The sequence below is a fragment of the Piscinibacter sp. PDB5-1 genome (assembly GCF_056676035.1).
The window spans coordinates 579,379-602,644 of the sequence record NZ_JBWVZL010000001.1 but is presented as its reverse complement, the minus strand read 5'-3'; the positions used below and the strand labels follow the sequence as shown (position 1 = coordinate 602,644).

The following is a 23,266-nucleotide window of genomic DNA, read 5'->3' as shown; positions in this document are numbered from 1 at the left end:
TAAACCGGGCCAATTGCGCCCGTCCCGGGGGTGTCGGCTGGGATCACAATCCGCGCAGGTTTGCCCTGCGCACGTGCCGATGTCCCACAGCCCCGTTCCCCTCAAAACGCCCGCCGGCGTGGATGAGCTCAAAAGCCGCCTGCTGCGGCTGAGCCAACGCCACCGCACGGTGCTGCTGTTGGTGGACGGCCGGCGCACCCTGAGCCAGGTGCTCGGCCTGGCGCACCAGGCGGGCTCGGCCACCAGCCACTTCGAAGAACTGCTGCGACTCGGCCTCATCGAGCTGCCTCGCGAACCCGAACCCCCACCTCCGCCCGACACCGGGCCAGGCGCGCTCGATGCGCCCACCGTGCACTCGCTGGAGGTGGACGTGCAGGCCGCCGAGGACGAGCCGCCCGAGGACGCAGCTGCGACGGCGTCCGAGCCCCTGCATCATGAAGTCGCGCTGGTGGAGGTCGTGCCGCCGGCCATCCAACCCGAACCGCAGCTTGCACCGCCTGAACCCGTGACGGCTGAGCCGGCCTTGGCGCGTCCAGCCGACCCCGCGGCGCCTGCCACCGTCCGCGCGTCGCCAGCGCCCGCGCACCCCGCACCGGTCGAGGTCGTCGTGCCGTCGCCGGAACTGGACCTCGGCCTGCCGCTGGACGAGCCATTGCTCGCCGCGCCCTCGCTGCCCGACCCGTCTCCGGCCCCCCGCGACACCTGGGCCTTCATTCCCTTGGGCGATGAGGTCGCCACGCTTGCACGGCCCCCCGCGCCGGCCGCGGCCTCAGCATGGCTGGGGGCGCCGGCCTGGACCGACGATGGCGTGTCGTCGCCCGCGACGCGCGGGCCGCGAGCGCCGGCCCCGCCCGTCACGCCCCCGGCCACGCAGTTCATCCAGCCCTCGCTCGAAGCCATGCTGCCCGTGGCCCCACCCATCGCGCAGCAAGCCGACTTCGTGCCGCGCAGCAGTCTGCCGCCGGCCGCGCCGGAGCATCCTTCGCCGGCGCCCGACGACGCCGACCTTCAGTTGCCCGCCGCGGCCCACGACTCGGCCGAAGAGCGTCTGCTCGGGCAGGTGCGCGATCTTCTGGCCGAAACGCTGAGCTTCGACACGCCGCTGTTCTCGGCCCGCATGCTGGTGCGCGTGCGCATGGCGCCCACGCGCCGCGAACTGGTCAACCTCGTCTGGGAAATCGAGCGCCACCTGCGCCACACCCGCCGCGCCGCCTCGGCTTCGACCCGCCTGCAAGACGCCCGGGAGCTGCTGGGCATGGGCAACACCCACGTCGCCGGCGAAAGCCAGTACGGCTGGCGCGAAGACGAAGACGAGTGACCCCGCGCGCGCCGGGCCGCCGTGGCCCCGGCTTCCGGCTCCCGCCGGAATTTGAACGATTTCGCTACGCCAAACGCCAAAACGCCCGGGGCAACCCCAGGTGCAATGGCGTTCGCCTTCCCGACAATTTGGTCTGCCATACGGTTTATGCGTTCTTTCTAATAGAACGATTCTGATGACGTCCGAACCATCGAGGAAGACAGCCATGACGACCCCCGCCATCCCGTTCCTGACCCGTCGCACCTGGGGCCTCTGGGCCACCGCGACCACCCTGGCCCTGGCCGGTTGTGGTGGTGGCGACGACGACACTGTGGTCACGGCGCAACCCACCGGGGCTTACCTGTCCGAGGCCGGCGTCGGCGTGGCCGACCTCGAAGTGGCCGTCACCTTCTACCGCGCCCTCGGCATGGTCGAGCGCACGCGCATCACCCGCAGCGACCGCCGCGAGGTCATCCTCGACTCGGCCGACGCACGCGGCTCGCGCCTGGTGCTCTTCAACTACACCGATGGGCGCACGGTCAACTACGGGCGCAACCCCGGCAAGATCGTTTTCTATGTGCGCGATCCGCTCGCGTTCGCGGCGGCTTTCCGCGCCGCAGCCACGGCGGCCGGCGCCGGCGGCGTCACTGCACCTCCGACCGCACTGCCGGGCGGCACCATCGTCGGCTTTGGCCGCGACCCCAACAACAACCTGATCGAAATCGCCACGCCCTTGGCCACCGACCCGGCGGCCGCGCAGACGCACTCGTACATCAGCGCCTTCGGCGTGGGCGTGAGCAACCTGCAGGCAGCGCGCAACTTCTACGTCAACGCGCTCGACATGCGCGAGAGCCAGTTCCTGAGCATCACGCGCCCGGCCGCTGGTGGCGGCACCACGCCCTGGTACGACGAGTACATCCTCGTGTCGCCCACCGGCCGTGGCTCGGCCATCGTGCTGATGACCTTCACCGACGGCGTGCCGCGCAACTACGCCAACAACCCGGTCAAGCTGACGCTTGCGGTCACCGACCCGGGCTCGTACGCGCAGCGGGTCACCTCGGCCGGCGTGACCGGCGCGACCGTGGTGCGTGCCCCGGCCCCCGAGCGCGAACTCGGCGGCGCGGTCGTCGGTTACGCGACCGACGCGGACGGCACCACGCTTGAAATCCTGAAGTCGCCGATCTGATTCAGCTGCGTCGCAACCTCACCTCAAGGAACCTCTGCATGAGTGCAGCCAGCCAATTTCTCGAAATGATCCAGAGCGGTCAGGCCTACCCGACCGACATGCTGATGTCGCTGTACGAACAGCTCGACGGCACCACCGCCGATTTCATGATCGGCACCTGGAAGGGCGGCAAGTTCGACGGCGGCAAAGACCCGGACCCGATCAAGTGGTACGGCAAGCGCTTCGTCTCGGCCTCGCACGTGGAGCCGTTGCTGTGCCGCAAGGACGACGGCACGGTCTACTCGTACGAGAACCTGGGCGTCGCGCAGCTGCGCGAGGTCGTGTTCGGCGGCAAGGTGTGCGCGTCGCTGATCTACGACAAGCAACCCATCATGGATTACTTCCGCAAGGTCAACGACAAGGTCGTGATCGGGCTGGGTGACGTGAAGGGCCGTCCGCTGGATTTCTTCTTCCACCTCACGCGCGAGTGAGCGTCACGTTCGGGCGAGGCTTTCACAAGCCCGGCCCGAACGGGGTTGGCCGGGCCGAAGTGCGGTGCGCACCCGCCGGCCGGTCACCCATCACTTCGCCCAGGTGTCTTTCAGCGTCGTCGTGCGGTTGAACACCACGCGAGAGGCCGTGTGGTCCACGCGGTCGGCCACGAAGTAGCCGTGCCGCTCGAACTGGAACTTGTCGTCGGCCTTCGCTGAGGCCAGCCCGGGTTCGACGAAGCCCTGAACGACCTTCTTGCTGTTCGGGTTCAGCACGCTCAGGAAGTCGGCCCCGCCCGCATCAGGTTGCGCGGCGGTGAAGAGCCGGTCGTACAGGCGGATTTCGGCCGGCACGCCGGTCGCCACGCTGACCCAGGTGATCACGCCCTTGACCTTCACCGAGTCGGCGCCGGGGGTGCCGCTCTTGGTGTCGGGCACGACCTTGGCCAGCACGGCGGTCACGTCGCCGGCGTCGTTCTTCTCGGCGCCGACGCACTCGATCACGTAGCCGTACTTCAGCCGCGCCTTGTTGCCGGGGTAGAGCCGGTGGTAGCCCTTGGGCGGCACTTCCTGGAAGTCTTCGCGCTCGATCCACACCTCGTTCGTCAGCACGAAATCGCGGTGGCCGCGCTCGGCATGGCCCGGGTGCACCGGCGCGTGGCAGGCCTCTTGGTGAGCGTCGGTGCCAAAGACCTCGGCGAAGTTCACGAGCTTGAGCTTCAGCGGGTCGAGCACGGCGCAGGCGCGCGCGGCCTTGGGGTCGAGGTCGTCGCGCAGCGCGATTTCGAGCGAGCTGTAGTCGAGCCAGCCGCCGGCCTTGCTGACGCCGCTGCGCTCGGCCAGCAACTGCAGGCTCTCGGGCGTGTAGCCGCGCCGGCGCAGGCCGACGATGGTGGGCATGCGGGGGTCGTCCCAGCCGCTCACGTGGCCTTCGTCGACCAGTTGCTTGAGCTTGCGCTTGCTGGTGACGATGTAGGTGAGGTTGAGCCGCGCGAACTCGTACTGGTGCGGGCGCGGCTGCGCCAGCAGGCCCAGCGTGCAGAGCTGGTCGAGCAGCCAGTCGTAGAACGGGCGCTGGTCTTCGAATTCGAGCGTGCAGATGCTGTGGGTGATGTTCTCGAGCGCGTCTTCGATCGGGTGCGCGAAGGTGTACATCGGGTAGATGCACCAGGTGTCGCCGGTGTTGTGGTGCGTCGCCCGCTTGATGCGGTAGAGCGCCGGGTCGCGCAGGTTGATGTTGGGCGAGGCCATGTCGATCTTGGCGCGCAGCACGGCGGCGCCGTCGGCGAGCTGGCCGTCGCGCATCTCGCGGAAGCGCGCGAGGTTCTCGGCCGGTGTGCGGCTGCGAAACGGGCTGTCGGTGCCCGGCGTGCCGAAGTCGCCACGGTTGGCGCGCATCTGTTCGGGCGTCTGCTCGTCCACGTAGGCGAGGCCGGCGTTGATCAGCGCCTCGGCCGCGCGGTACATGAAGTCGAAGTAGTTGCTGGCGTAAAAGAGGTGCGAGGTGCCCTGCGCCTGCCAGTCGAAGCCCAGCCACTTCACCGCGTCGATGATCGAGTCGACGTATTCCTGCTCTTCTTTCTCGGGGTTGGTGTCGTCGAAGCGCAGGTGGCAGATGCCGCCGTAGTCGCGCGCCAGGCCGAAGTTCAGGCAGATGCTCTTGGCGTGGCCGATGTGCAGGTAGCCGTTCGGCTCGGGCGGAAAGCGGGTGCGGATCTTCGCCGCGTCGGGTTCGCCGGCCGCATGGTGGGCCGCGTCACCCGGGCTGCCGGCAAAGCGACGACCGGCGTAGGTGCCCTGCGCCAGGTCCCGCTCGATGATCTGCCGCAGAAAGTTGCTGGGCTTGGCGTCGGGGGTGGGCGCAGAGGTCTTCTTGTCGTCGCTCATGAGGCGGGCGTGGATGGGTGAAGGGAAGGGCGCCGCGGGGCGCTGCGAACTGCCCGCCCGAGGGGCGATGCGGCAGTGCAAAAAAGCGAAAAACCATTGTAGTGCGCGGCTTTGCGCGTGTTTCGTGCGTGGGCACCGTGACGCAGTCCACACCGAATGTGACAAGTTGCGTACACCCCCGTGGCTGCAGGATGTCTGCCCCACGCCGCGCTGCGAAGAATCGCGCCTCTTTGCGGTGCATGGCCTTGGCCATGGAGGGCACCGCGTGCAACCGAGAGTGCGTCCGCTGTGTTTTCTACGTCCCGCCCGCCCGCGTCTGAACCGCCGAGTCCTGAGCGCAAGCTCGACCTCGACCTGAGCCATCCCGAGCCCGAGCACCCCGCGCGCGTGCAGCCGCCCGAGAGGGGCCTCACGCCGGCTGCGCACCAGTGGCTGGGGGCCGTGCCGCCGCGTTACCAACCGCTGGCGACCGCGCGGCGCTACCCGCACGTGGTGAACCGGCTCGCCGCGCTGTGGGGCCAGCCCCAGGACCTGCGTGCCTACCTGACGGGGCTGCTGCTGCCCACGCGGCCGGGCCGGGCGGGTTTTTCGTTTGATGTGCTGACCGAGTTGTCGGACCTGCAGGACCTGCTGGGCCAGCGTCGGTCCGGCCGCTGAACAGGGGCGGCCGCGCGCCGCTTCACGTTCAGAAACATGGGCTTTACCAATTCGAACGCGAAAGAGGTGAACCGAAGGCTGTCGGCCGCCGTTGTGGGACCAGGTCGCCGCCGATGGTGGTGGTGGCCCTCAGAAGGAGACCCCAGCATGTCGATTCGCAAAACCCTCTTCTCCGCCGCGCTGGCCCTGGCGGCCGCGTTCGGTGCATCGGCCGCGCATGCCGGTGACGTGCACTGGTCGGTCGGCGTCAGCCTGCCGCACGTGGACACGGTGGTCAGCAACGTGCCGCATCGGCCGACGCACGTCTACCACGCACCGCCCCCTGTCTATTACCCGCCGCCGGTCGTGGTGCACCGCCCGCCGCATGTGGTGTACGTGCCGCCCCCGGTGGTTTACCAGCCGCACCCGCGCGCCCATGACCGTCACCACCACTGGCACGGCCCGCGCCATGCGCATTGGCACCGCTCGCACCACGGCCATGGCCGACACCACGACCACCATGGCCGCGGTGACCGCGAATGGAGCCGCGATGACGGCCACCGCCGCGGCGACGGCCATCGCCGTTGACCGGGTGTGACCGGCCCCGGCGCGGGCCCGGTGCCTGATCAGGCCACCGGGCCTTGCAGCCGGCGCATCTCGTGCGCCACCAGGCGCTCGCGCCAGCCGGCCTGGGTGAGGCGCAGGAAGACCACCAGGCCGTGAATGCCCAGCCCCAGGCCCCAGCCGAGCAGCGGGGTGAAGCCGCGTGTTGACGATGACATCTGGGCGGCGGCGAACAGGCCCAGGTTGACGCAGAGGTACACGAGCGCGTGCGTGGCGAAGCCGAGCTTCAGGCTCACGCGGCGGCGGGCGCGGGTTTCAATGGAATCGGTCGTGTCGGTGTGCTGCGCCATGGTGGGCTCCCAATGTGTGGATCGAGCCTGCATGGTGCGCGGTGGCCGCTGCGGCCACCACTGCCTTGCGACGAAGTGCCGCACCGCGCGACGAAGCGTCGTCCCGCGGCGCGAAAGGCGCTCACATCGCCTTGAAGAGGTGCGCGTAGAGCCGGCTCACCGCCAGCGTGTCGGCATGGCCGCGCAGCGTCAGGGTGAGCTTGCCGGCCTCGTCGCGCGTCGCCGTGGCGATCGCGTCGGCACGCACCACCGTGCCCCGGTGCACCTGCCAGAAGCGCTGCGGGTCGAGTTGCGGCAGCAACTCGCGCAGCGAGGTGCGGATGAGGTGCTCGTCGTCGGCCGTCACCACGCGCACGTACTTGTCGGCGGCTTCGAAGTACAGCACCTGGTCCACCGGCACGAGGTGGATGGCCGCCCCTCGGCTCGCCTGGATCACCTGCAAGCGAGGCATGGCCGCTGGGGCACCGGCCTGTGCCGCGACCAGCGCGTGCAGTGCGGCAAGCGTGTTGTCCATCGCCGAGGGCGCGGACTGTGTCGCTGCCGTGCGCGGCGCCAGCGCCTCGCGCAGCCGTGCGCAGGTGCGCGCCAGCCGCTCGGGTTGCACGGGCTTGAGCAGGTAGTCCGCCGCCGAGCGCTCGAAGGCCTGCACCGCGTACTGGTCGTAGGCGGTCACGAAGACGATCAAGGGAAAGCTCGGCCCGCCCTCGGGCCAGTCTTCGGCCAGGGCTTGTGCGGCGTCGAGCCCGCTCATGCCCGGCATGCGGATGTCGAGGAAGACCACCTGCGGCTTCAGCGCCAGCGCCTGCTCGACGGCCGCCGCGCCGTGGCCCACGGTGGCGACGACGCGCAGCTCGGGCCACTGCCGCTGCAACTCGTCGCGCAACGCGGCGGCGAGCAAGGGTTCGTCTTCGGCGATCAGCGCGGTGGGGGTCATGACAGCCCCTCGCCCGATGTGTCCATCGGTCGGTCCCCCGAGGGGATGCGGGCCGGCTTGGGGGCGGCCCGGCGCTCGGCCCGCTGTGATGACAGCCCCTCGCCCGATGGGTCCATCGGCCGATCCCCCGAGGGGATACGGGCCGGCTTGGGGGCGGCCCGGCGCTCGGCCCGCTGTGATGACAGCCCCTCGCCCGATGCGTCCATCGGTCGATCCCCCGGGGGGATGCGGGTAGTCACTGGGTGTTTCATGCGATGGGACTCCACGGCAGGCGCACGGTGGCGATGGTGCCGTCCGTGCCGTCATCGGGGGCGGCCAGGCTGAACGACGCCTGCGATCCATACAAGGTGGCCAGCCGCTCGCGCACCTGGCTCAGGCCGAACTGCGTGCCGCTGGTGCCCGGGCTTGTCGCCAGTCCGAGCCCGGTGTCGTGCACGCGCAGCACCAGGGTCTTGCCCTCATGCGCGGCGCTCACGCGCAGGCGGCCGCCTGCGACTTGCGGTTCGAGCCCGTGCTTGATGGCGTTTTCGACCAGCGGCTGAAGCAGCAGCGGCGGCACCGAATGGCTGGCCAGCGCGGGGGGCAGGTCGAGTTCGGTCACGAGGCGGTCGCCCATGCGGACCTTCATCAGGTCGAGGTAGTCGCGCACGCGTTCGAACTCGGCCGCCAGCGGTTGCGAGCCGCTGCGCGACGCATTCAGCGTGGCGCGCAGGAAGGCGATCAACTGGTCGAGCATGGCCTGGGCGCGCGGCGGGTCCATGCCGATCAGCACGCGCAGGTTGGCCAGCGTGTTGAACAGCATGTGCGGTTCGAGCTGCGATTCGAGCAGCTTGAGCCGGGCCTGCGTCGCGTCGCGCTGCGCGGCGTCCAACTGGTGCTGGCGGTGCTGGTCGCGGGCGCGCGAGATGAAGAAGAACGAGATGCCGAAGCTGATGGCCAGCGACACCACCACGTAGCCCCAGAACGAGCGCGGCGTGTTCTGCCACAGCGCGTGCATCGAGCAGCCGCAGTACCAGTCGCCGATGGCCCAGCCGGTGACGAGCCCGCCGGCCACGCCGCCCACCTGCGTCACGACGGCGCGCCAGCCCACCGGCCAGTTGGTCTGCGGGTCGCGCTTCCACAGCAGGCGGCCCAGGTCGATGTAGAGCCAGATGCTCAGCCCGATGGCCTGGGCGTAGACCATCTGCTCGGCCCAGCCCGCGCCGCGCACCAGTCCCAGCGCCAGGCCGATGACCGTGTTGAAGGCGACGATCGCCGCGCCGCGCCGCGCAAACGAGCGCAGCTTGAAAGGGCCGCTCACGGCGCGCCGGAATGCATCGTCGGTGCACCCAGCGCGGCCTGCCGACGCAGGTCTTCGGTGGTGCCGCCCTGGCCGTGGGGCTTCCAGCCCGGGGGCATGAAGACGTAGCCGAGCACGTCGCCCAGGCTGCGCGCCTGCGACAGGTCGCGCAGCAAGGCCCGCCACTCGTGGAACTCGACCTTCAGCGGGTTGTAGGTCGTGAGCGGGTGCACCAGGCCGTAGCGGCAGGGCTCGTCGGCGCGCTCTTCGCGGTAGGTGCCGAACAGCCGGTCGAAGACGATCAGCACGCCACCATAGTTGGCGTCGAGGTAGTCGAGGTTCGACGCGTGGTGCACGCGGTGCGCCGAGGGCGTGTTGAGCACGTATTCGAGCCAGCCGAGCTTGGGGATCCACGTCGCGTGAATCCAGAACTGGTACAGCAGGTTCAGCGTCAGCATCAGGAACACCACGTCGGCCGGGTAACCCAGCCACACCAGTGGCACGTAGAACAGCAGCGCACCGGACAGCCGCCCGAAGGTGCCGATACGGATCGCCGCCGACAGGTTCAGCTCGTTAGGCGTGTGGTGCACCGCGTGGTTGCACCAGAACCAGCGCACGCGGTGCGCCGCGCGGTGAAACCAGTAGTAGCAGAACTCCTGTCCGACGAAGAGCCCCATCAGCGCTGCCCCGTGGTTGAGCTCGATGCTCGTGAGGCGGTGCGCCTCGGCCAGCGCGATCAGCGGCGAGGCCAGCGTGAACGGCACCAGCACCTGCACCGCGCTGCGCGTGAACAGGTTGAACACCGACACCAGCATGGCGCGCCAGTCATACGAACGGCGCCAGCTGAGCACTACCGCTTCGAGGGCGATGGACACCAGCACGACGGCCAGCACCGCCAGCATGAACCGAGGAGAAGAAAAAGACATGTCGTGCACCGGGTCGGACGGAAAAGCGAGGGCATGCGCCGGGGGGAGGCATGCCGGAGCAGAACTGTGCCAGCCCCCTGGCGTGGACGCCAGCGCCGCGCGACGAAACGCCCCGCCGGGCGCGCGAAATGCCGGCTGCCGTGACTGAGCCGCTGACCCCCAGCCCGCCCCTATAGTCCGGGGCCCGACCGACGCCCGGAGTGATTTCAATGCCCTTGTTCGCCCAGCCCTTGCCCGCCCTTTGCGAGCGCGTTGTGCGCAGCCGCTGCGCCTGCGCCGTGGTGGTCTTGGCAACCGGGTTGGCCGGGTGCAGCACAGTCGAACGGCCGCCTCGCGCCGCTGCGGTGTTGCCCGCGGCATCGACGTCACCGGCTGCAGCAGCGCCGGCGGTGCGCCCGGTGGCGACGCCCGCAGCACCCGCGCCCGCCACCGTGGCCGGCGAACCCGTCGCGGCGGCGCCGGTGTTCAGCGCGGGGGTGCTGGCGCGCTTTCCCGAACTGCCGGGGCGGGCGCTGTCCACCCCGGGCCTGCAGCCCGGCCGCACCGATTTCACCAGCAACGCCGAACTGGCCACCTTCATGCGCAGCCTGCGCTGGGGCGCGCCCTCGGGCACCGTGGTCGAGTTGATCGACCTCGGCCGTTCGCAGGAAGGCGTGGCGCTCGAAGCGCTGCTGTTCACGCGCCAGCCCGACAGCTCGCCCGCCGCGCTGCTGCGCAGCGGCGTGCCCACCGTGGTGCTCGTCGGCCAGCAACACGGCGACGAGCCGGCCAGCGCCGAGGCCTTGCTGGTGCTGGCCGAAGACTTCGCCCGCGGCCGCATGGGCAACCTGCTCGACCGCATCAACGTGGTGATCTTTCCGCGCGCCAACCCCGATGGCTCGGCACGCGGCCAGCGCGCCACTGCCAACGGCACCGACGCCAACCGCGACCACCTGCTGCTGCGCACGCCCGAAGCGCGCGCCCAGGCCCGGCTGATGCGCGACTACCAGCCGCTCGTCGTCGTCGATTCGCACGAGTACCCGGCCGTGCAACCCTTCCTCGACCGCTTCGGCCTGCTGCCGCGCCACGACGTGCTGACCCAGTACGCGATGGTCGCCGGCGTGCACCCCTTCGTCACCAAGGCAGCCGAAGAATGGTTTCGCGTGCCGCTGGTCAACGAACTCAAGCGCCAGGGCCTGAGCGTCGAGTGGTACCACCTGCCGGTGCCCGACGTGCTCGACAAGCGCCTGGCCATGGGGGCACCGCACCCCGACATCGCACGCAACGCCCACGGCCTGCGCCACGCGGTGAGCGTGCTCATCGAAACACGCGGCGTGGGCATCGGCCGGCTGCATGCGCAGCGCCGGGTGCTGTCGCAACTGGTGGCCTTCCAGGTGCTGCTGCGCCAGGCCAGCGAACGCGCGCCCGATCTGCGCAAGCTTCGCCAGTACGTCGAGTCGGATGTCGCCGCGCAGGCCTGCCAGGGGCAACTGGTGATCGAGGCCGCACCCACGCCGACCGAGTACACGCTGACCTTCCTCGACCCGCGCACCGGCCAGGACCGCGACACCACCGTGAGCTGGGACTCGACCCTGGTGCTCGACCAGCGCCGCACGCGCGCCCGGCCCTGCGGCTACTGGCTCGGCGCGGACCAGACCGAGGCCGTGTCCCGCCTGCGCGCGCTGGGCCTCACGGTGCAGCAGGTGACCGAACCCGGCGTGGTGCAAGGCGATGCCTTTGCGACACAGCCGCGCGGCGTCGATCTCGTCGCCCCGGCCCCCGTGCGGGCCCGCACCGTCGTTGATGCACCCGCCGGCAGCTACTACGTGCCGCTGAGCCAGGCGCTCGCGCCGATCGCGGTCGCGGCCCTCGAACCCGACACACCGTTCAGCTACGCCTCCAACGGCCTGCTGCTCGCCGGTCGCGCGGTGCGCGTGCTGGCGGTGCCGAGCTTGAAGACGACGGCGGTGCCGTGATTGGCGAAGCCGTCCGCCAACGAAAAGGGCTGCCCTCGGGCAGCCCTTTTTGGGACGTCAGTCGAGAAGGCCCTAGCGGCGCTTGCTGCCACCGCCCAGCAAGCCCCCCAGCACCCCGCGAATGATCTCGCGGCCGACGGTGGTGCCCATGGTGCGCATCGCCGATTTGGCCAGCGTCTCGACCATGCCTTCGCGGCGACCGCCGCGGGGGCCGGTGCTACCGAAGAGCACGTCGCCCAGGCCGCCGAGCATGCCACCGCCTTCGGCGGGCGCGGGCTCGGTGCCCGGCAGGGTCTTCTTGCGTCCGGCCACGGCGTCTTCGGCTGCGTCGGCGGCGGCCTCGCCCCGGCCTTTGAGCTTTTCGTAGGCCGAATCGCGGTCTTGCGCCTTCTCGTAGACGCCCGCGACGAGCGAGCTGCCGATCAGCGCCTGGCGTTGTGCCGGGGTGATGGGCCCGATCTGGCTGCCGGGCGGAATGACGAAGACGCGCTCGGTCACACTCGGGCGGCCCTTCGCGTCGAGAAAGCTCACCAGCGCCTCGCCCACCGCCAGCTCGGTGATGGCGGTTTCGATGTCGAGCCCGGGGTTGGCGCGCATGGTGCTCGCGGCTGACTTCACGGCCTTCTGGTCGCGCGGGGTGAAGGCGCGCAGCGCGTGCTGCACGCGGTTGCCCAACTGGGCCAGCACGGTGTCGGGAATGTCGAGCGGGTTCTGCGTCACGAAGTACACGCCGACGCCCTTGCTGCGCACCAGGCGCACGACGAGTTCGATGCGTTCGACCAGGGCATCGGGGGCGTCCTTGAACAGCAGGTGCGCCTCGTCGAAGAAGAACACCAGCTTGGGTTGGTCGAGGTCGCCCACTTCGGGCAATTGCTCGAACAGCTCCGACAGCATCCACAGCAGGAAGGTGGCGTACAGCCGGGGCGCGTTCATCAGCTTGTCGGCGGCAAGGATGTTGACCACGCCCTGGCCATCGACCGTCTGCATGAAGTCGCTGATGTTGAGCATCGGCTCGCCGAAGAACTTGTCGCCGCCTTGCTCTTCGATCTGCAGCAGCCCGCGCTGGATGGCGCCCACGCTCGCGGCGCTGACGTTGCCGTACTCGGTGGTGAACTGGCTCGCGTTGTCGCCCACGTGCTGCAACATGGCGCGCAGGTCTTTCAGGTCGAGCAACAAGAGGCCGTGGTCGTCGGCGATCTTGAAGACGAGGTTCAGCACGCCGGCCTGCGTTTCGTTGAGTGCCAGCATGCGCGCCAGCAGCAGCGGCCCCATGTCGCTGACGGTGGCGCGCACCGGGTGGCCTTGTTCGCCGAAGACGTCCCACAGCGTGGCGGGGCAGGCGCCGGGCGCGGGCGCGTCGAGGCCGCGTTCTTTCAGCACGGCGGCGAGCTTGTCGCCGATCTTGCCGACCTGGGTGATGCCGGTGAGGTCACCTTTCACGTCGGCCATGAAGACCGGCACGCCGATGCGGCTGAGGCTTTCGGCCAGGGTTTGCAGCGTGATGGTCTTGCCCGTGCCGGTGGCGCCGGTGATCAGCCCGTGCCGATTCGCCAGTGACGGCAGCAGCGCACATTCGGTCTTGTCGTGCTTGGCAATCAGCAAAGGCTCGGCCATGGCGGGGCTCCCAGGGGTGGCAACGTAAAATCGCAGTCTATTCGCAAGATTCCTTGCGCCGTTTCGGCAAGAAACCCACCCCGCAAGAACCCAACCAGCGGCCGGCTGCGACAGCCCAGCCCCGCGCACGAGGAGCCTTCATGGCCGGACATTCCAAATGGGCCAACATCCAGCACCGCAAGGGCCGCCAAGACGAAAAGCGCGGCAAGGTCTGGACGCGCATCATCCGTGAAATCATGGTCGCGGCCCGCCAGGGCGGCGGCGACGTCAAAGACAACCCGCGCCTGCGCCTCGCGGTCGAAAAGGCCAAGGCGGCCAACATGCCCGCCGACACGGTCAAGAAGAACATCGACAAGGCCACCGGCAACCTCGAAGGCGTGAGCTACGAAGAGATCCGCTACGAGGGCTACGGCATCGGCGGCGCGGCCATCATCGTGGACTGCATGACCGACAACCGCGTGCGCACCGTGGCTGAAGTGCGCCACGCGTTCAGCAAGTACGGCGGCAACCTCGGCACCGAAGGCTCGGTGGCCTTCCAGTTCAAGCACTGCGGCCAGCTCGTCTTCGCGCCGGGCACGAATGAAGACCAGGTGATGGAAATCGCCCTCGAAGCGGGCGCCGAAGACGTGGTCACCGGTGACGACGGCGCCATCGAGGTGCTGACCGCACCGCCCGACTTCGAAGCCGTGAAGGCCGCGCTCGAAGCCGCGGGCCTGAAGCCCGAGATCGCCGAAGTGACGATGCGGGCCGAGAACACCATCGACCTGAGCGGTGAAGACGGCCAGCGCATGCAAAAGCTGCTGGACGTGATCGAAGACCTGGACGACGTGCAAGACGTCTTCCACAACGCCGTCATTGGCGAATAAGCAAGGCGGCGATTCATGAAGGCATTGGTCATTGGCTCGGGCGGACGCGAACACGCCCTGGCCTGGAAGCTCGCGCAATCGGGCAAGGTCTCGGGCGTGTTCGTCGCACCGGGCAATGGCGGCACGGCGCTCGACCCGCATCTCAAAAACGTGGCCATCACCGACGTGAAGGCGCTGGCCGACTTCGCCGAGCGCGAAGGCATCGCGCTCACGGTGGTCGGCCCCGAAGCGCCGCTGGCGGCGGGCGTGGTTGATGAGTTCCGGGCACGCGGCCTGCGCATCTTCGGGCCCACGAAGGCCGCCGCACAGCTCGAAAGCTCGAAGGCCTTCGCGAAGGACTTCATGCGCCGGCACAGCATCCCGACGGCGGCCTACGACACCTTCACCGACGCGGCGGCCGCGCATGCCTACATCGACAAGATCGGCGCGCCCATCGTCGTGAAGGCCGACGGCCTGGCCGCCGGCAAGGGCGTGGTCGTGGCGATGACGCTGGCCGAGGCGCACGAGGCGGTCGATTGGATGCTGCTCGACAACAAGCTCGGCGTACAGCACAACGCCGGCGGCGCGCGGGTGGTGATCGAAGAGTTCTTGCAGGGCGAAGAGGCCAGCTTCATCGTGCTGTGCGACGGCAAGAACGTGCTGCCGCTGGCCACCAGCCAGGACCACAAGCGCCTGCTCGACGCCGACGAGGGCCCCAACACCGGCGGCATGGGCGCCTACTCGCCCGCGCCGGTCGTCACGCCCAACGTGCATGCGAAGGCGATGCAAGAGATCATCTTGCCGACCATCGAAGGCATGGCGCGCGATGGCATTCCGTTCACCGGCTTTCTCTACGCGGGCCTGATGATCGACGCCAACGGCCAGCCGAAGACGCTCGAATTCAACACGCGCATGGGCGACCCCGAAACGCAGCCGATCATGATGCGCTTCAAGAGCGACCTCTTCGACGTGTTCATGGCCGCGACCGAGGGCACGCTCGACGAAGTCGAGCTGCAATGGGACCGCCGCGTGGCGCTGGGCGTGGTGATGGCCGCCGAGGGCTACCCGCTCAACCCGCGCAAGGGCGACGCGATCACCGGCTTGCCGGCGGCCGAAGCCGATGCGATGGTCTTCCACGCCGGCACGGTGATGCAGGGTGAGAAGGTCGTCACCTCGGGCGGGCGTGTGCTGTGCGTCACCGCGCTGGGGGACTCGGCCAAGCTCGCGCAGGCTCGGGCCTACGAGGCGATGCACGGCATCCACTTCGACGGCATGCAGTTCCGCCGCGACATCGGCCACCGGGCGATCAAGCGCTGATGATCCTCGCGGATCGGCCTGTGCAACTGAAGGGCAGCGCCCTCGCGCGAGGTGTGCTGCGCCTGGCAGGCTGGAAGGTGCGCTTTCAGGGGCTGCCGGCCGGGCAGGGCGTCTTGGTCGTCTACCCGCACACCTCGAACTGGGACTTTCCACTCGGCGTGCTGACCAAATGGACGGTGGGCATCCCGGTGACGTTCTGGGGCAAGGACAGCCTCTTCAAGCTGCCCCTCGCGGGCCGCTGGATGCGCTGGATCGGGGGCGTGCCGGTGGACCGGCAGGCCGCGAGCGGCGTGGTGGGGCAAATGGCCGAAGCGCTGCGTGCCGCCAAGGCGGAGGGCCGCTTCATGTGGCTCGCGCTGTCGCCCGAAGGCACGCGCAGCTACCGTGACGCATGGCGCTCGGGCTTCTACCACGTGGTGGTGGCGGCCCAGGTGCCGCTCGGCCTGGTGTGCCTCGACTATGCCCGGCGTGAGGTGGTGGTTGAACGCTTCATCCGCCTGTCGGGCGATGCGGTGGCCGACATGGCCGAGATTTCCAGCTACATGGGCGGCACGGTGGGCAAGCGGCCCGACCAGGCCGCCCCGATCCGAATCAAGACATGAACACCACCGACGCTGTTCGCAGCTACCTGCTCGACCTGCAAGACCGCATCGTGCGCGCGATGGAAGAAGAGGGCGGCGAGCCCTTCATCCGCGACGGCTGGACGCGCCCGGTGGGCGGTGCGCTCGAAGGCGATGGCCTGTCGCGCCTGATCGAAGACGGCCAACTGCTCGAGCGAGGCGGCTGCAACTTCTCGCACGTCAAGGGCAAGGCCATGCCGCCCTCGGCCACGGCGCATCGGCCTGAATTGGCGGGCGCGCCGTTCGAGGCGATGGGTGTGTCGCTCGTGATGCACCCGCGCAACCCGTTCGTGCCCACCGTGCACATGAACGTGCGCATGTTCGCCGCGCTGCCGGCCGGCCGCGAGCCGGTCGTGTGGTTCGGCGGCGGCATGGACCTCACGCCCTACTACGGCGCCGAAGAAGACGCGCAGCACTTTCACCGTGTGAACCGCGACGCGCTCGCGCCTTTTGGCGATCACCTCTACCCGCGCTTCAAGACCTGGTGCGACGAGTACTTCTTCTTGAAGCACCGCAACGAGCCGCGCGGCATCGGCGGCGTGTTCTTCGACGACTTCGCCGAGCTGGGCTTCGACGGCAGCTTCGCGATGACGCGTGCGGTGGGTGACGCCTTCCTCGCGGCCTACCTGCCCATCGTGCAACGCCGCAAGGCCACGCCCTACGGCGAGCGCGAACGTGACTTCCAGGCCTACCGGCGCGGGCGCTACGTCGAGTTCAACCTCGTGTTCGACCGCGGCACCTTGTTCGGCTTGCAGTCGGGTGGGCGCACCGAGTCCATCCTGATGTCGATGCCGCCGCTGGTGAAGTGGCGCTATGCGTGGTCGCCCGAGGCCGGCACGCCCGAGGCGCGGCTGTACAGCGACTTTCTGCGGCCGCGCGATTGGGCCGGCGAGGCGGTCGCTTGAAACGCATTGGGCTTTTCGGCGGCAGCTTCGACCCGGTTCACAACGCCCATCTTGCGCTGGCCCGCACGGCCTTGCGCGACCTGGCGCTCGACGAGGTGCGCTGGATTCCCGCCGGGCGGCCCTGGCAGAAGTCGCGCGAACTCGCGGCCCCCGAACACCGCGAAGCCATGGTGCGCCTGGCCATCGCCGGCGAGCCGCGCTTCACGCTCGAGCGGTGCGAACTCGAACGCAGCGGGGCGAGCTATACGCTCGACACGGTGCGCGAGCTGCAACGGTCCGGCCCGGCCGATGCCGAGTGGTTCTTGATCATCGGACAAGACCAGTACGCCGGCCTGCACAGCTGGCTCGGCTGGCAGCAACTGCTGCAACGCGTGACGCTGGCTGTGGCTGGCCGCCCGGGCACCACGGCCCAGGTGCACCCCGACGTGCTGACGCAGCCCCACCGCGCCGTGGCGCTGCCCATGATGGACGTCTCGTCCACGCAAATCCGCGAACTCATCGCGCAACACCAGGGCATTGACGACTTGGTGCCGCCAGAGGTCGCGCGCTATATTGACCACCACTGCCTTTATCAAGGCCACCCCAGGAGCTGAATGGACATCCGCAAACTGCAACGCGCCATCGTCGATGGTCTGGAAGACGTGAAAGCCCAGGGCATTCAGGTCTTCGACACCGAGCACCTCTCGTCGCTCTTCGAGCGCGTGATCATTGCCTCGGGCACCTCCAACCGGCAGACGAAGGCCCTTGCGGCCAGCGTGCGCGACGCGGTGAAGTCCAACGGCTTCCCCGTGCCCCGCACCGAAGGCGAAGACAACGGCGAATGGATCATCGTGGACTGCGGCGCTGCCGTCGTGCACGTGATGCAACCCTCGATCCGCGAGTACTACCACCTCGAAGAGATATGGGGTGGCAAACCCGTGAAGCTGACCGCTGAGAAGCTGACCAAGCTGGTCAAGGCTTCGGAAGACGCACAAGAGGCCAAGCCGGGCGCGAAGAAGGCGGCCCCGGCCAAGAAGGCTGTTGCCAAGAAAGCGCCGGCCAAGAAGGTGTCTGCGAAAACCGCAGCGCCCAAATCCACGACCAAGTCCGCTGCAACCAAGGCCAGCGCACCGAAGGCCGCTGCGCCCAAGGCGTCGGCCCCGAAGGTGATGAAGGTCGGCCTTTCGCCCGCCGCTAAGAAGGCCCCTGCCAAGAAAGCGCCGGCCCGCAGCTTCGTCGCTGCCAAGAAGGCGCCGGCGAAGAAGCTCGCGACTGGCGTGACCCGCACCGTGGGCGTCAAGGCCCCGGCGTCCAAGAAGGCCGCCACGAAGACGGTGGCCGCCAAGAAGGCGCCGGCCAAGAAGACCACCGCGCGCAAGACCGGCAAGTGAAACTGCTGCTCATGGCGGTCGGCCAGCGTCTGCCGGCCTGGGCCGACGATGCGTACGAAGACTTCGCCAAGCGCTTTCCGCCCGAAATGCGCTTGGAGTTGAAGGCGATCAAGGCCGAGCCGCGCAACGGCAAGACACCCGAGCAGCTGATGGCCGCCGAAGGTGCGCGCATCGAGGCAGCTTTGCCCAAGGGTGTGTTGCGCGTGGTGCTCGACGAGCGCGGCGAGCGGCTCACCACGACGCAGCTGTCGGCTCGCATGTCGGCGTGGATGCACGATGGCCGCGACGTGGCCTTTCTGGTGGGCGGGCCCGATGGGCTCGACCCGAGCCTCAAGCAGACGGCGGGCGAAACGCTGCGCCTGTCTGACCTGACCCTGCCGCACGCCTTCGTGCGCGTGATGCTGGCCGAAGCGCTCTACCGCGCGTGGACGCTGATGAACAATCACCCGTACCACCGCGAATGAGCCGCCCGCGCCCGCCTGCGTTCGACTTCATCTACCTCGCTTCGCAAAGCCCACGCCGCCGGCAGTTGCTCGACCAGCTCGGGGTGCGCCACCAATTGCTGCTGGCCGGCGACGGCGAAGACGCCGAAGCGCTCGAAGCCGAGCGCGCCGGCGAGTTGCCCGCCGACTACGTGCAGCGCGTGACGCTCGCCAAGCTGGCTGCGGCCAAGAAGCGACTGAAGGCGCGCGGCTTGCCCGAGGCGCCCATCTTGTGTTCAGACACCACCGTCGCGCTCGGCCGGCGCATCCTCGGCAAGCCTGCAGACGAGGCCGACGCACGGCGCATCCTCGGCCTGCTGTCGGGGCGCACGCACCGCGTGATGACGGCCGTGGCCGTGTCGAGTGGTCGCCGGTCGCTGTTGGCGGTCAACACCTCGCGCGTGCATTTCGCGCCGGTGGATGCAGCCGAGATCGAGCGCTACGTCGCGTCGCGCGAGCCCTTCGGCAAGGCCGGCGCCTATGCCATCCAGAGCGCTGCGGCGGCCTGGATCTCGCGCATCGACGGAAGCTACTCCGCTATCATGGGTTTGCCCCTGTACGAGACGGCGCAACTGCTGAAACAAGCGCGTGTGAGCTTCTGATCAGCGCACATCCGAGACCCGTCCGCCCCATGCAAGACATCCTCATCAACTGGACCCCGCAAGAGACGCGGGTGGCCATCGTCGAGAACGGCGCTGTGCAGGAGCTGCATGTCGAACGCACGCTCGAGCGCGGCCTGGTCGGCAACATCTACTCGGGCAAGGTTGCGCGCGTGTTGCCCGGCATGCAGTCGGCCTTCATCGACATCGGCCTCGAACGCGCGGCGTTCCTGCATGTGGCCGACGTGCACGTGAATGGCGGCAAGAGCGAGCCCCCCAACGGCAGCGCGCCCGCCACCCCCATCGAAAAGCTGGTCTTCGAAGGCCAGACCCTCACCGTGCAGGTCATCAAGGACCCGATCGGCACCAAGGGCGCGCGCCTGTCCACGCAGATCAGCATCGCCGGGCGCCTGCTGGTCTTCCTGCCGCAAGACGACCACATCGGCATCTCGCAGAAGATCGGCTCGCACGAGTTGCGCGAGCAACTGCGCACGCGCATGAACACGCTGACCGGCAAGACCGAGCAGGGCGAGGCCTACGGCGGCGGCGGGTTCATCCTTCGCACCAACGCCGAAGACGCGAGCGACGACGAGCTGGGCGACGACATCGCCTACCTGCGCAAGACTTGGGGCGCCATCCGCGAACGCAGCTTCAAGACCCCGGCCGGCTCGTTGCTGCACCAGGACCTGAGCCTTACCGAGCGTGTGCTGCGCGACCTGACCAGCGACAGCACCCAGTCCATCCGCATCGACTCGAAGCTGCAGTTCGAGCACCTGCAGGCCTTCGGCGCCGAGTTCACGCCCGGCGCGGTGGACAAGCTCGCGCTCTACAAGGGCGAGCGGCCGATCTTCGACCTGTACAACATCGACGAAGAAGTCACCCGGGCCTTGGCGCGGCGCGTGGACCTGAAGTCGGGCGGTTATCTGATCATCGACCAGACCGAGGCGCTCACGACCATCGACGTGAACACCGGCGGCTATGTCGGCGCGCGCAACTTCGACGACACGATCTTCAAGACCAACCTCGAAGCTGCCCAAGCCATCGCGCGGCAACTGCGCCTGCGCAACCTGGGCGGCATCATCATCGTGGACTTCATCGACATGACGCGCGATGAACACCAGAGCGCCGTGCTCGGTGAGTTCCGCAAACAGCTCGCGCGCGACCGCACCAAGACCACGGTGAGCGGCTTCACGCAGCTGGGTCTGGTCGAGATGACCCGCAAGCGCACGAGAGAGTCGCTTGCCCACATGCTGTGCGAGCCGTGCCCCACCTGCCAGGGCAAGGGCCAGGTGAAGACCCCGCGCACCGTGTGCTACGACATCCTGCGCGAAATCTTGCGCGAAGCCCGGCAGTTCAACCCGAAAGAGTTCCGCGTCATTGCCTCGGCCGCGGTGATCGAGATGCTGCTCGACGAAGAAAGCCAGCACCTCGCCGGCCTGTCCGACTTCATCGGCAAGCCGATCTCGCTGCAGGCCGAGCCCTGGGGCTCGCCGGAGCAGTACGACATCGTGCTGATGTGAGACGCGGTGCTCGTGGCTTGGTCGGGTCCCGACCACCCCCACGACATGTGCCGGCTTGTTCTGATCAGTTGATCAGCAGCGCTGCTTTGATCGTATCGAGTTGTCGGTCCCAGGCGTAGTGCGTCGTCGCATGCGCATGGGCCTTCGTTGCGACAGAGGCATAGGCGGTTGCTGGAATCGCCATCGCTGCTGCCAGGCGTTCGTCCCATGCATGCGCGGGGCAGAGGAACCCGTTGCTCCCGTGCTCGATCACCCTTGAATACCTCTGGGTTGGCGAGGCCAGGCTCACCGTTCCCACAGCGGCGGCCTCGAAGTATTTCAACTCCGACTTGCAGTGCGTGAAGCTGTTGATCTGCAAGGGTACGAGATTGAATTCGACCGAGCCGACCAGTTTTTGCAGCTGCACGAAGTCGCGGAAGGGTTCGTAGTGGACACGATCCTTGACGGCATTGGCAATGTGGTTCGCCGAGATATAACCCGCCACGACGAGATGAGCATTGGGGTGCTCGATGAGCAACTGCTCCAGTGCAGGAAGGGCAATCGCGAAGTCGCGCGCATGGCTTGGCGTGCCGCTGAAATAGCCGAAGTGGATTTGCCCGTCGCCCTTGAATCCATCAGCGAGCTTGGCCCGATACACCTGCTCAGACAGGGCCAACTGCTCCCGGTTCATGAAGTTGGGCATGACGCGCGCAGGTTTGTCTGAAAAGGACTCGATGCGGTCGGCCAAGTAGTCGTTCGTGGTGATGGCGCCATCGCACATGCGCAAGGTTGCGCCTAATCGGCTCACATAGCCGTACCACGCATCCCAACTGTCCTGGGTCTTCATCTGATGCGCAATGGTCTCTGCCACGAGCGCTGCGTGGTCCGGGTCGAACACCAGATCATCGATGTCGAACAGCACCCGTTTGCCAGCGTGCCGGAAAGCCGAGATGAAGGTGTCTACCTGCGAGCAGTAGCGCGTGCGGCAGACGACTGCCATGTCCGCGAGCGAGACGATGTCATCGAGTGATGGCAGGTCGCTGAGGTAAAAGTGAGACGCCGACGTGTCGTCGCCCAGTTCGTTCAGTACCTGAACCGGGTTGTAGACCCGGTATCGAAAGGTGCTGTTGTCAGGCTTTTCATAGAAATAGGCAACGCGAAAGCGACCCTGGCGCAGGCTGGCCAGACGAGCCGCCAAGGGGCTCGCCCACGGATCCGTGTAGGTCGTGGGGGCGTTGACGTTCTGCAGGCTATGCATGGTCGCCCGAGTTCACGAAGTCGATGACGTCGCTGAAGCTCTTGTGCCAGTCGGAAGCCAAGCCTGCCGCTGCATAGTTTGCAGCCCTCCTGGGCTTGTCCTGCGACAGCGCGAGCCCGGCCTCCAGGGCCGTCAACATCGACTCCAGGTTGGGTTCCCCACAAATGATGTTCTGCGAATATGCCGAAAGGTCGCGCTTGTTTCCGCAGGTGTTCGTGACGGCGACGGCACCACTGGCCGCAAGGTCGAGCGGCGGATAGCTCGGGTGAGGGGTGTACATCAGACTGAGCCCCACGTCGGCCGACCCCAACAACTCGGCGTAATCTTTCCAGCCCAGGTTTTGTACGCGCGTCGGCTCATGGTCGAGAAGCATGACGCGCGGGATGTCCTTGCCCATGAGCACCACGTCCCATTTGTTCAAATCCACGATGCCGCGGCGAACCGCGTGATCCAGGATCTCGATGCCAAAGCGGAAGAGGTTGCGGTGGTTGTTCGGGCGCGCGTAGAACAGAAGCTTTGATTTGGCGCCTGCCGTCGGTTGCCGCGGAAAGTAGAGCGAACGAGGAAATGCGGGCTCAAAAGTCGCATTGCCGTTTGCGATATGCGCCATGCCGGAGGCCGCGAAATGCTCTTTCAGCAAGTTGGAGTTGACGATGAAGCGGATGTCACGGCGTGACATCACTGTCTCGCAGCGCAGGCGCTCATCCCCGAAGGGATAGAACATGCGCTCGTCTTCCTGGATCAGGTAGTAGATCGACCGTGCAGGAACCGACGGCAGCGTGGCCGCTGTCGTCCACCATGACGTGGTGAGGAAGATGTCTTTGCGCCTCAGGTCGAGATGCTTGGTTTCCTGGGGGGGGCAGAAAACGAACTCGATGTCGGCTGGGCACTCGATGCCATAAATTTCAAGGATGCTCTTGAACAAGCGTGGGACGGGCGGCTCCGTCCGCGTGATGACACGCAGTCCGATGCCGTTGCGCGTCGCGAGAATCGCGGCAAGGATGATCGATGTGCCCACCCCGCCAAAAAGGCTTCCCTGACCGATGGTGTCAGTGATGAGGTTGAGCCGTGCAGGTGCCGGCTCATTCGATGTGAAGGTGGGAAGCCGAGTGCAGCCGGGGTAGTAGACCTCCTGGAAGCTGCTGGGTCGCAGTGCGTGGCCAAATTCTGCCGCCAGTTGCCGGCGGTGGCGCTTGCGTTCGATGGATCTGCGAATGCCGTCCCTGCCCCACTTCTGGATGAATCGGTCCAGTTTGCTCATGACACGAGGCCT

General features: G+C 67.8%; 23 protein-coding genes. 15 read left to right on the top strand and 8 right to left on the bottom strand.

Going from position 1 to position 23,266, the window contains the following annotated elements:
• Positions 1-118: 118 nt before the first annotated feature.
• The 3 genes from AC1KAT_RS02635 to AC1KAT_RS02625 all read left to right on the top strand — a co-directional run bounded on the left by AC1KAT_RS02635 (position 119) and on the right by AC1KAT_RS02625 (position 2,953).
• On the top strand, positions 119-1,318 hold the full coding sequence (locus AC1KAT_RS02635; RefSeq protein ID WP_480322491.1) for a hypothetical protein: 1,200 nt from the start codon (positions 119-121) through the stop codon (positions 1,316-1,318).
• 205 nt (positions 1,319-1,523) lie between these two features.
• Positions 1,524-2,483: a VOC family protein gene (locus AC1KAT_RS02630; RefSeq protein ID WP_480322489.1), complete on the top strand. Its 960-nt coding sequence runs from the start codon at positions 1,524-1,526 to the stop codon at positions 2,481-2,483.
• A gap of 38 nt (positions 2,484-2,521) precedes the next feature.
• A complete protein-coding gene (locus AC1KAT_RS02625) occupies positions 2,522-2,953 on the top strand; it encodes a DUF4334 domain-containing protein (protein ID WP_480322487.1) in 432 nt (143 codons plus the stop codon).
• Between the two features lie 90 nt (positions 2,954-3,043).
• Here the strand turns inward: AC1KAT_RS02625 and AC1KAT_RS02620 are convergent, their stop codons facing one another.
• Complete coding sequence (locus AC1KAT_RS02620) at positions 3,044-4,840, bottom strand: glutamine--tRNA ligase/YqeY domain fusion protein (RefSeq protein WP_480322485.1); 1,797 nt, start codon at positions 4,838-4,840, stop codon at positions 3,044-3,046.
• Between the two features lie 288 nt (positions 4,841-5,128).
• Between AC1KAT_RS02620 and AC1KAT_RS02615 the strand changes: the two genes are divergently transcribed.
• Positions 5,129-5,497, top strand: coding sequence for a hypothetical protein (locus tag AC1KAT_RS02615; RefSeq protein WP_480322483.1), 369 nt, complete (start codon positions 5,129-5,131; stop codon positions 5,495-5,497).
• Positions 5,498-5,644: 147 nt separating this feature from the next.
• A complete protein-coding gene (locus AC1KAT_RS02610) occupies positions 5,645-6,064 on the top strand; it encodes a hypothetical protein (RefSeq protein ID WP_480322481.1) in 420 nt (139 codons plus the stop codon).
• Positions 6,065-6,102: 38 nt separating this feature from the next.
• Here AC1KAT_RS02610 and AC1KAT_RS02605 read toward each other — a convergent pair whose 3' ends face one another.
• From AC1KAT_RS02605 to AC1KAT_RS02590, 4 genes are all read right to left on the bottom strand, one after another.
• On the bottom strand, positions 6,103-6,390 hold the full coding sequence (locus tag AC1KAT_RS02605; RefSeq protein WP_480322479.1) for a 2TM domain-containing protein: 288 nt from the start codon (positions 6,388-6,390) through the stop codon (positions 6,103-6,105).
• A 121-nt stretch (positions 6,391-6,511) separates the two neighbouring features.
• On the bottom strand, positions 6,512-7,324 hold the full coding sequence (locus AC1KAT_RS02600) for a LytR/AlgR family response regulator transcription factor (RefSeq protein ID WP_480322477.1): 813 nt from the start codon (positions 7,322-7,324) through the stop codon (positions 6,512-6,514).
• A gap of 247 nt (positions 7,325-7,571) precedes the next feature.
• A complete protein-coding gene (locus tag AC1KAT_RS02595; RefSeq protein ID WP_480322474.1) occupies positions 7,572-8,624 on the bottom strand; it encodes a sensor histidine kinase in 1,053 nt (350 codons plus the stop codon).
• The gene (locus AC1KAT_RS02590; protein WP_480322472.1) at positions 8,621-9,529 is read right to left on the bottom strand and encodes a sterol desaturase family protein; all 909 of its coding nucleotides are present in this window, start codon (positions 9,527-9,529) and stop codon (positions 8,621-8,623) included. The genes AC1KAT_RS02595 and AC1KAT_RS02590 overlap by 4 nt, the downstream gene beginning before the upstream one ends.
• 398 nt (positions 9,530-9,927) lie before the next feature.
• On the opposite strand from AC1KAT_RS02590, the gene AC1KAT_RS02585 reads away from it, so the two are divergent.
• The gene (locus AC1KAT_RS02585) at positions 9,928-11,484 is read left to right on the top strand and encodes a M14 family metallopeptidase (RefSeq protein ID WP_480322470.1); all 1,557 of its coding nucleotides are present in this window, start codon (positions 9,928-9,930) and stop codon (positions 11,482-11,484) included.
• Between the two features lie 72 nt (positions 11,485-11,556).
• Here the strand turns inward: AC1KAT_RS02585 and AC1KAT_RS02580 are convergent, their stop codons facing one another.
• Positions 11,557-13,098, bottom strand: a complete 1,542-nt coding sequence (locus tag AC1KAT_RS02580) for a helicase HerA-like domain-containing protein (RefSeq protein WP_480322468.1) — start codon at positions 13,096-13,098, stop codon at positions 11,557-11,559.
• 140 nt (positions 13,099-13,238) lie between these two features.
• Here AC1KAT_RS02580 and AC1KAT_RS02575 point away from each other — a divergent pair, with 140 nt between their 5' ends.
• From AC1KAT_RS02575 to rng, 9 genes are read left to right on the top strand one after another with little or no spacing between them, the layout of a single operon-like run.
• Positions 13,239-13,964, top strand: coding sequence for a YebC/PmpR family DNA-binding transcriptional regulator (locus AC1KAT_RS02575; protein ID WP_480322466.1), 726 nt, complete (start codon positions 13,239-13,241; stop codon positions 13,962-13,964).
• Between the two features lie 15 nt (positions 13,965-13,979).
• A complete protein-coding gene (purD, locus tag AC1KAT_RS02570; RefSeq protein ID WP_480322464.1) occupies positions 13,980-15,260 on the top strand; it encodes a phosphoribosylamine--glycine ligase in 1,281 nt (426 codons plus the stop codon).
• Positions 15,260-15,862, top strand: coding sequence for a 1-acyl-sn-glycerol-3-phosphate acyltransferase (locus tag AC1KAT_RS02565; protein ID WP_480322463.1), 603 nt, complete (start codon positions 15,260-15,262; stop codon positions 15,860-15,862). The genes purD and AC1KAT_RS02565 overlap by 1 nt, the downstream gene beginning before the upstream one ends.
• Positions 15,859-16,785 (top strand): oxygen-dependent coproporphyrinogen oxidase, encoded by a 927-nt coding sequence (hemF, locus tag AC1KAT_RS02560; protein ID WP_480322460.1) that lies wholly within the window; start codon positions 15,859-15,861, stop codon positions 16,783-16,785. The genes AC1KAT_RS02565 and hemF overlap by 4 nt, the downstream gene beginning before the upstream one ends.
• Positions 16,782-17,378, top strand: a complete 597-nt coding sequence (gene nadD / locus AC1KAT_RS02555) for a nicotinate-nucleotide adenylyltransferase (protein ID WP_480322458.1) — start codon at positions 16,782-16,784, stop codon at positions 17,376-17,378. The genes hemF and nadD overlap by 4 nt, the downstream gene beginning before the upstream one ends.
• Positions 17,379-18,155 carry a ribosome silencing factor gene (rsfS, locus tag AC1KAT_RS02550; RefSeq protein WP_480322456.1) on the top strand — a complete coding sequence of 259 codons (777 nt, stop codon included), beginning with the start codon at positions 17,379-17,381 and terminating at the stop codon, positions 18,153-18,155.
• The gene (gene rlmH, locus AC1KAT_RS02545) at positions 18,152-18,619 is read left to right on the top strand and encodes a 23S rRNA (pseudouridine(1915)-N(3))-methyltransferase RlmH (RefSeq protein WP_480322455.1); all 468 of its coding nucleotides are present in this window, start codon (positions 18,152-18,154) and stop codon (positions 18,617-18,619) included. Before rsfS ends, rlmH begins: the two co-directional genes overlap by 4 nt.
• Positions 18,616-19,239, top strand: a complete 624-nt coding sequence (locus AC1KAT_RS02540) for a Maf family protein (RefSeq protein WP_480322453.1) — start codon at positions 18,616-18,618, stop codon at positions 19,237-19,239. The genes rlmH and AC1KAT_RS02540 overlap by 4 nt, the downstream gene beginning before the upstream one ends.
• 29 nt (positions 19,240-19,268) lie before the next feature.
• Positions 19,269-20,756: a ribonuclease G gene (gene rng / locus AC1KAT_RS02535; RefSeq protein ID WP_480322451.1), complete on the top strand. Its 1,488-nt coding sequence runs from the start codon at positions 19,269-19,271 to the stop codon at positions 20,754-20,756.
• A gap of 64 nt (positions 20,757-20,820) precedes the next feature.
• On the opposite strand, the gene AC1KAT_RS02530 is transcribed toward rng, so the two are convergent.
• Positions 20,821-21,993, bottom strand: coding sequence for a glycosyltransferase (locus AC1KAT_RS02530; RefSeq protein WP_480322449.1), 1,173 nt, complete (start codon positions 21,991-21,993; stop codon positions 20,821-20,823).
• Positions 21,986-23,254 carry a rhamnosyltransferase WsaF family glycosyltransferase gene (locus AC1KAT_RS02525; protein ID WP_480322447.1) on the bottom strand — a complete coding sequence of 423 codons (1,269 nt, stop codon included), beginning with the start codon at positions 23,252-23,254 and terminating at the stop codon, positions 21,986-21,988. The genes AC1KAT_RS02530 and AC1KAT_RS02525 overlap by 8 nt, the downstream gene beginning before the upstream one ends.
• Positions 23,255-23,266 lie beyond the last annotated feature (12 nt).

Bases quoted from the DNA above. Each gene is read 5' to 3' on its own strand.
- AC1KAT_RS02540 (WP_480322453.1), top strand. From the start codon at position 18,616: ATGAGCCGCCCGCGCCCGCCTGCGTTCGACTTCATCTACCTCGCTTCG.
- AC1KAT_RS02525 (WP_480322447.1), bottom strand. From the start codon at position 23,254: ATGAGCAAACTGGACCGATTCATCCAGAAGTGGGGCAGGGACGGCATT.
- AC1KAT_RS02600 (WP_480322477.1), bottom strand. From the start codon at position 7,324: ATGACCCCCACCGCGCTGATCGCCGAAGACGAACCCTTGCTCGCCGCC.
- purD (WP_480322464.1), top strand. From the start codon at position 13,980: ATGAAGGCATTGGTCATTGGCTCGGGCGGACGCGAACACGCCCTGGCC.
- AC1KAT_RS02580 (WP_480322468.1), bottom strand. From the start codon at position 13,098: ATGGCCGAGCCTTTGCTGATTGCCAAGCACGACAAGACCGAATGTGCG.
- AC1KAT_RS02610 (WP_480322481.1), top strand. From the start codon at position 5,645: ATGTCGATTCGCAAAACCCTCTTCTCCGCCGCGCTGGCCCTGGCGGCC.
- AC1KAT_RS02605 (WP_480322479.1), bottom strand. From the start codon at position 6,390: ATGGCGCAGCACACCGACACGACCGATTCCATTGAAACCCGCGCCCGC.
- rng (WP_480322451.1), top strand. From the start codon at position 19,269: ATGCAAGACATCCTCATCAACTGGACCCCGCAAGAGACGCGGGTGGCC.
- AC1KAT_RS02530 (WP_480322449.1), bottom strand. From the start codon at position 21,993: ATGCATAGCCTGCAGAACGTCAACGCCCCCACGACCTACACGGATCCG.
- AC1KAT_RS02620 (WP_480322485.1), bottom strand. From the start codon at position 4,840: ATGAGCGACGACAAGAAGACCTCTGCGCCCACCCCCGACGCCAAGCCC.
- AC1KAT_RS02625 (WP_480322487.1), top strand. From the start codon at position 2,522: ATGAGTGCAGCCAGCCAATTTCTCGAAATGATCCAGAGCGGTCAGGCC.
- rsfS (WP_480322456.1), top strand. From the start codon at position 17,379: ATGGACATCCGCAAACTGCAACGCGCCATCGTCGATGGTCTGGAAGAC.
- AC1KAT_RS02590 (WP_480322472.1), bottom strand. From the start codon at position 9,529: ATGTCTTTTTCTTCTCCTCGGTTCATGCTGGCGGTGCTGGCCGTCGTG.
- AC1KAT_RS02565 (WP_480322463.1), top strand. From the start codon at position 15,260: ATGATCCTCGCGGATCGGCCTGTGCAACTGAAGGGCAGCGCCCTCGCG.
- AC1KAT_RS02630 (WP_480322489.1), top strand. From the start codon at position 1,524: ATGACGACCCCCGCCATCCCGTTCCTGACCCGTCGCACCTGGGGCCTC.
- hemF (WP_480322460.1), top strand. From the start codon at position 15,859: ATGAACACCACCGACGCTGTTCGCAGCTACCTGCTCGACCTGCAAGAC.
- AC1KAT_RS02575 (WP_480322466.1), top strand. From the start codon at position 13,239: ATGGCCGGACATTCCAAATGGGCCAACATCCAGCACCGCAAGGGCCGC.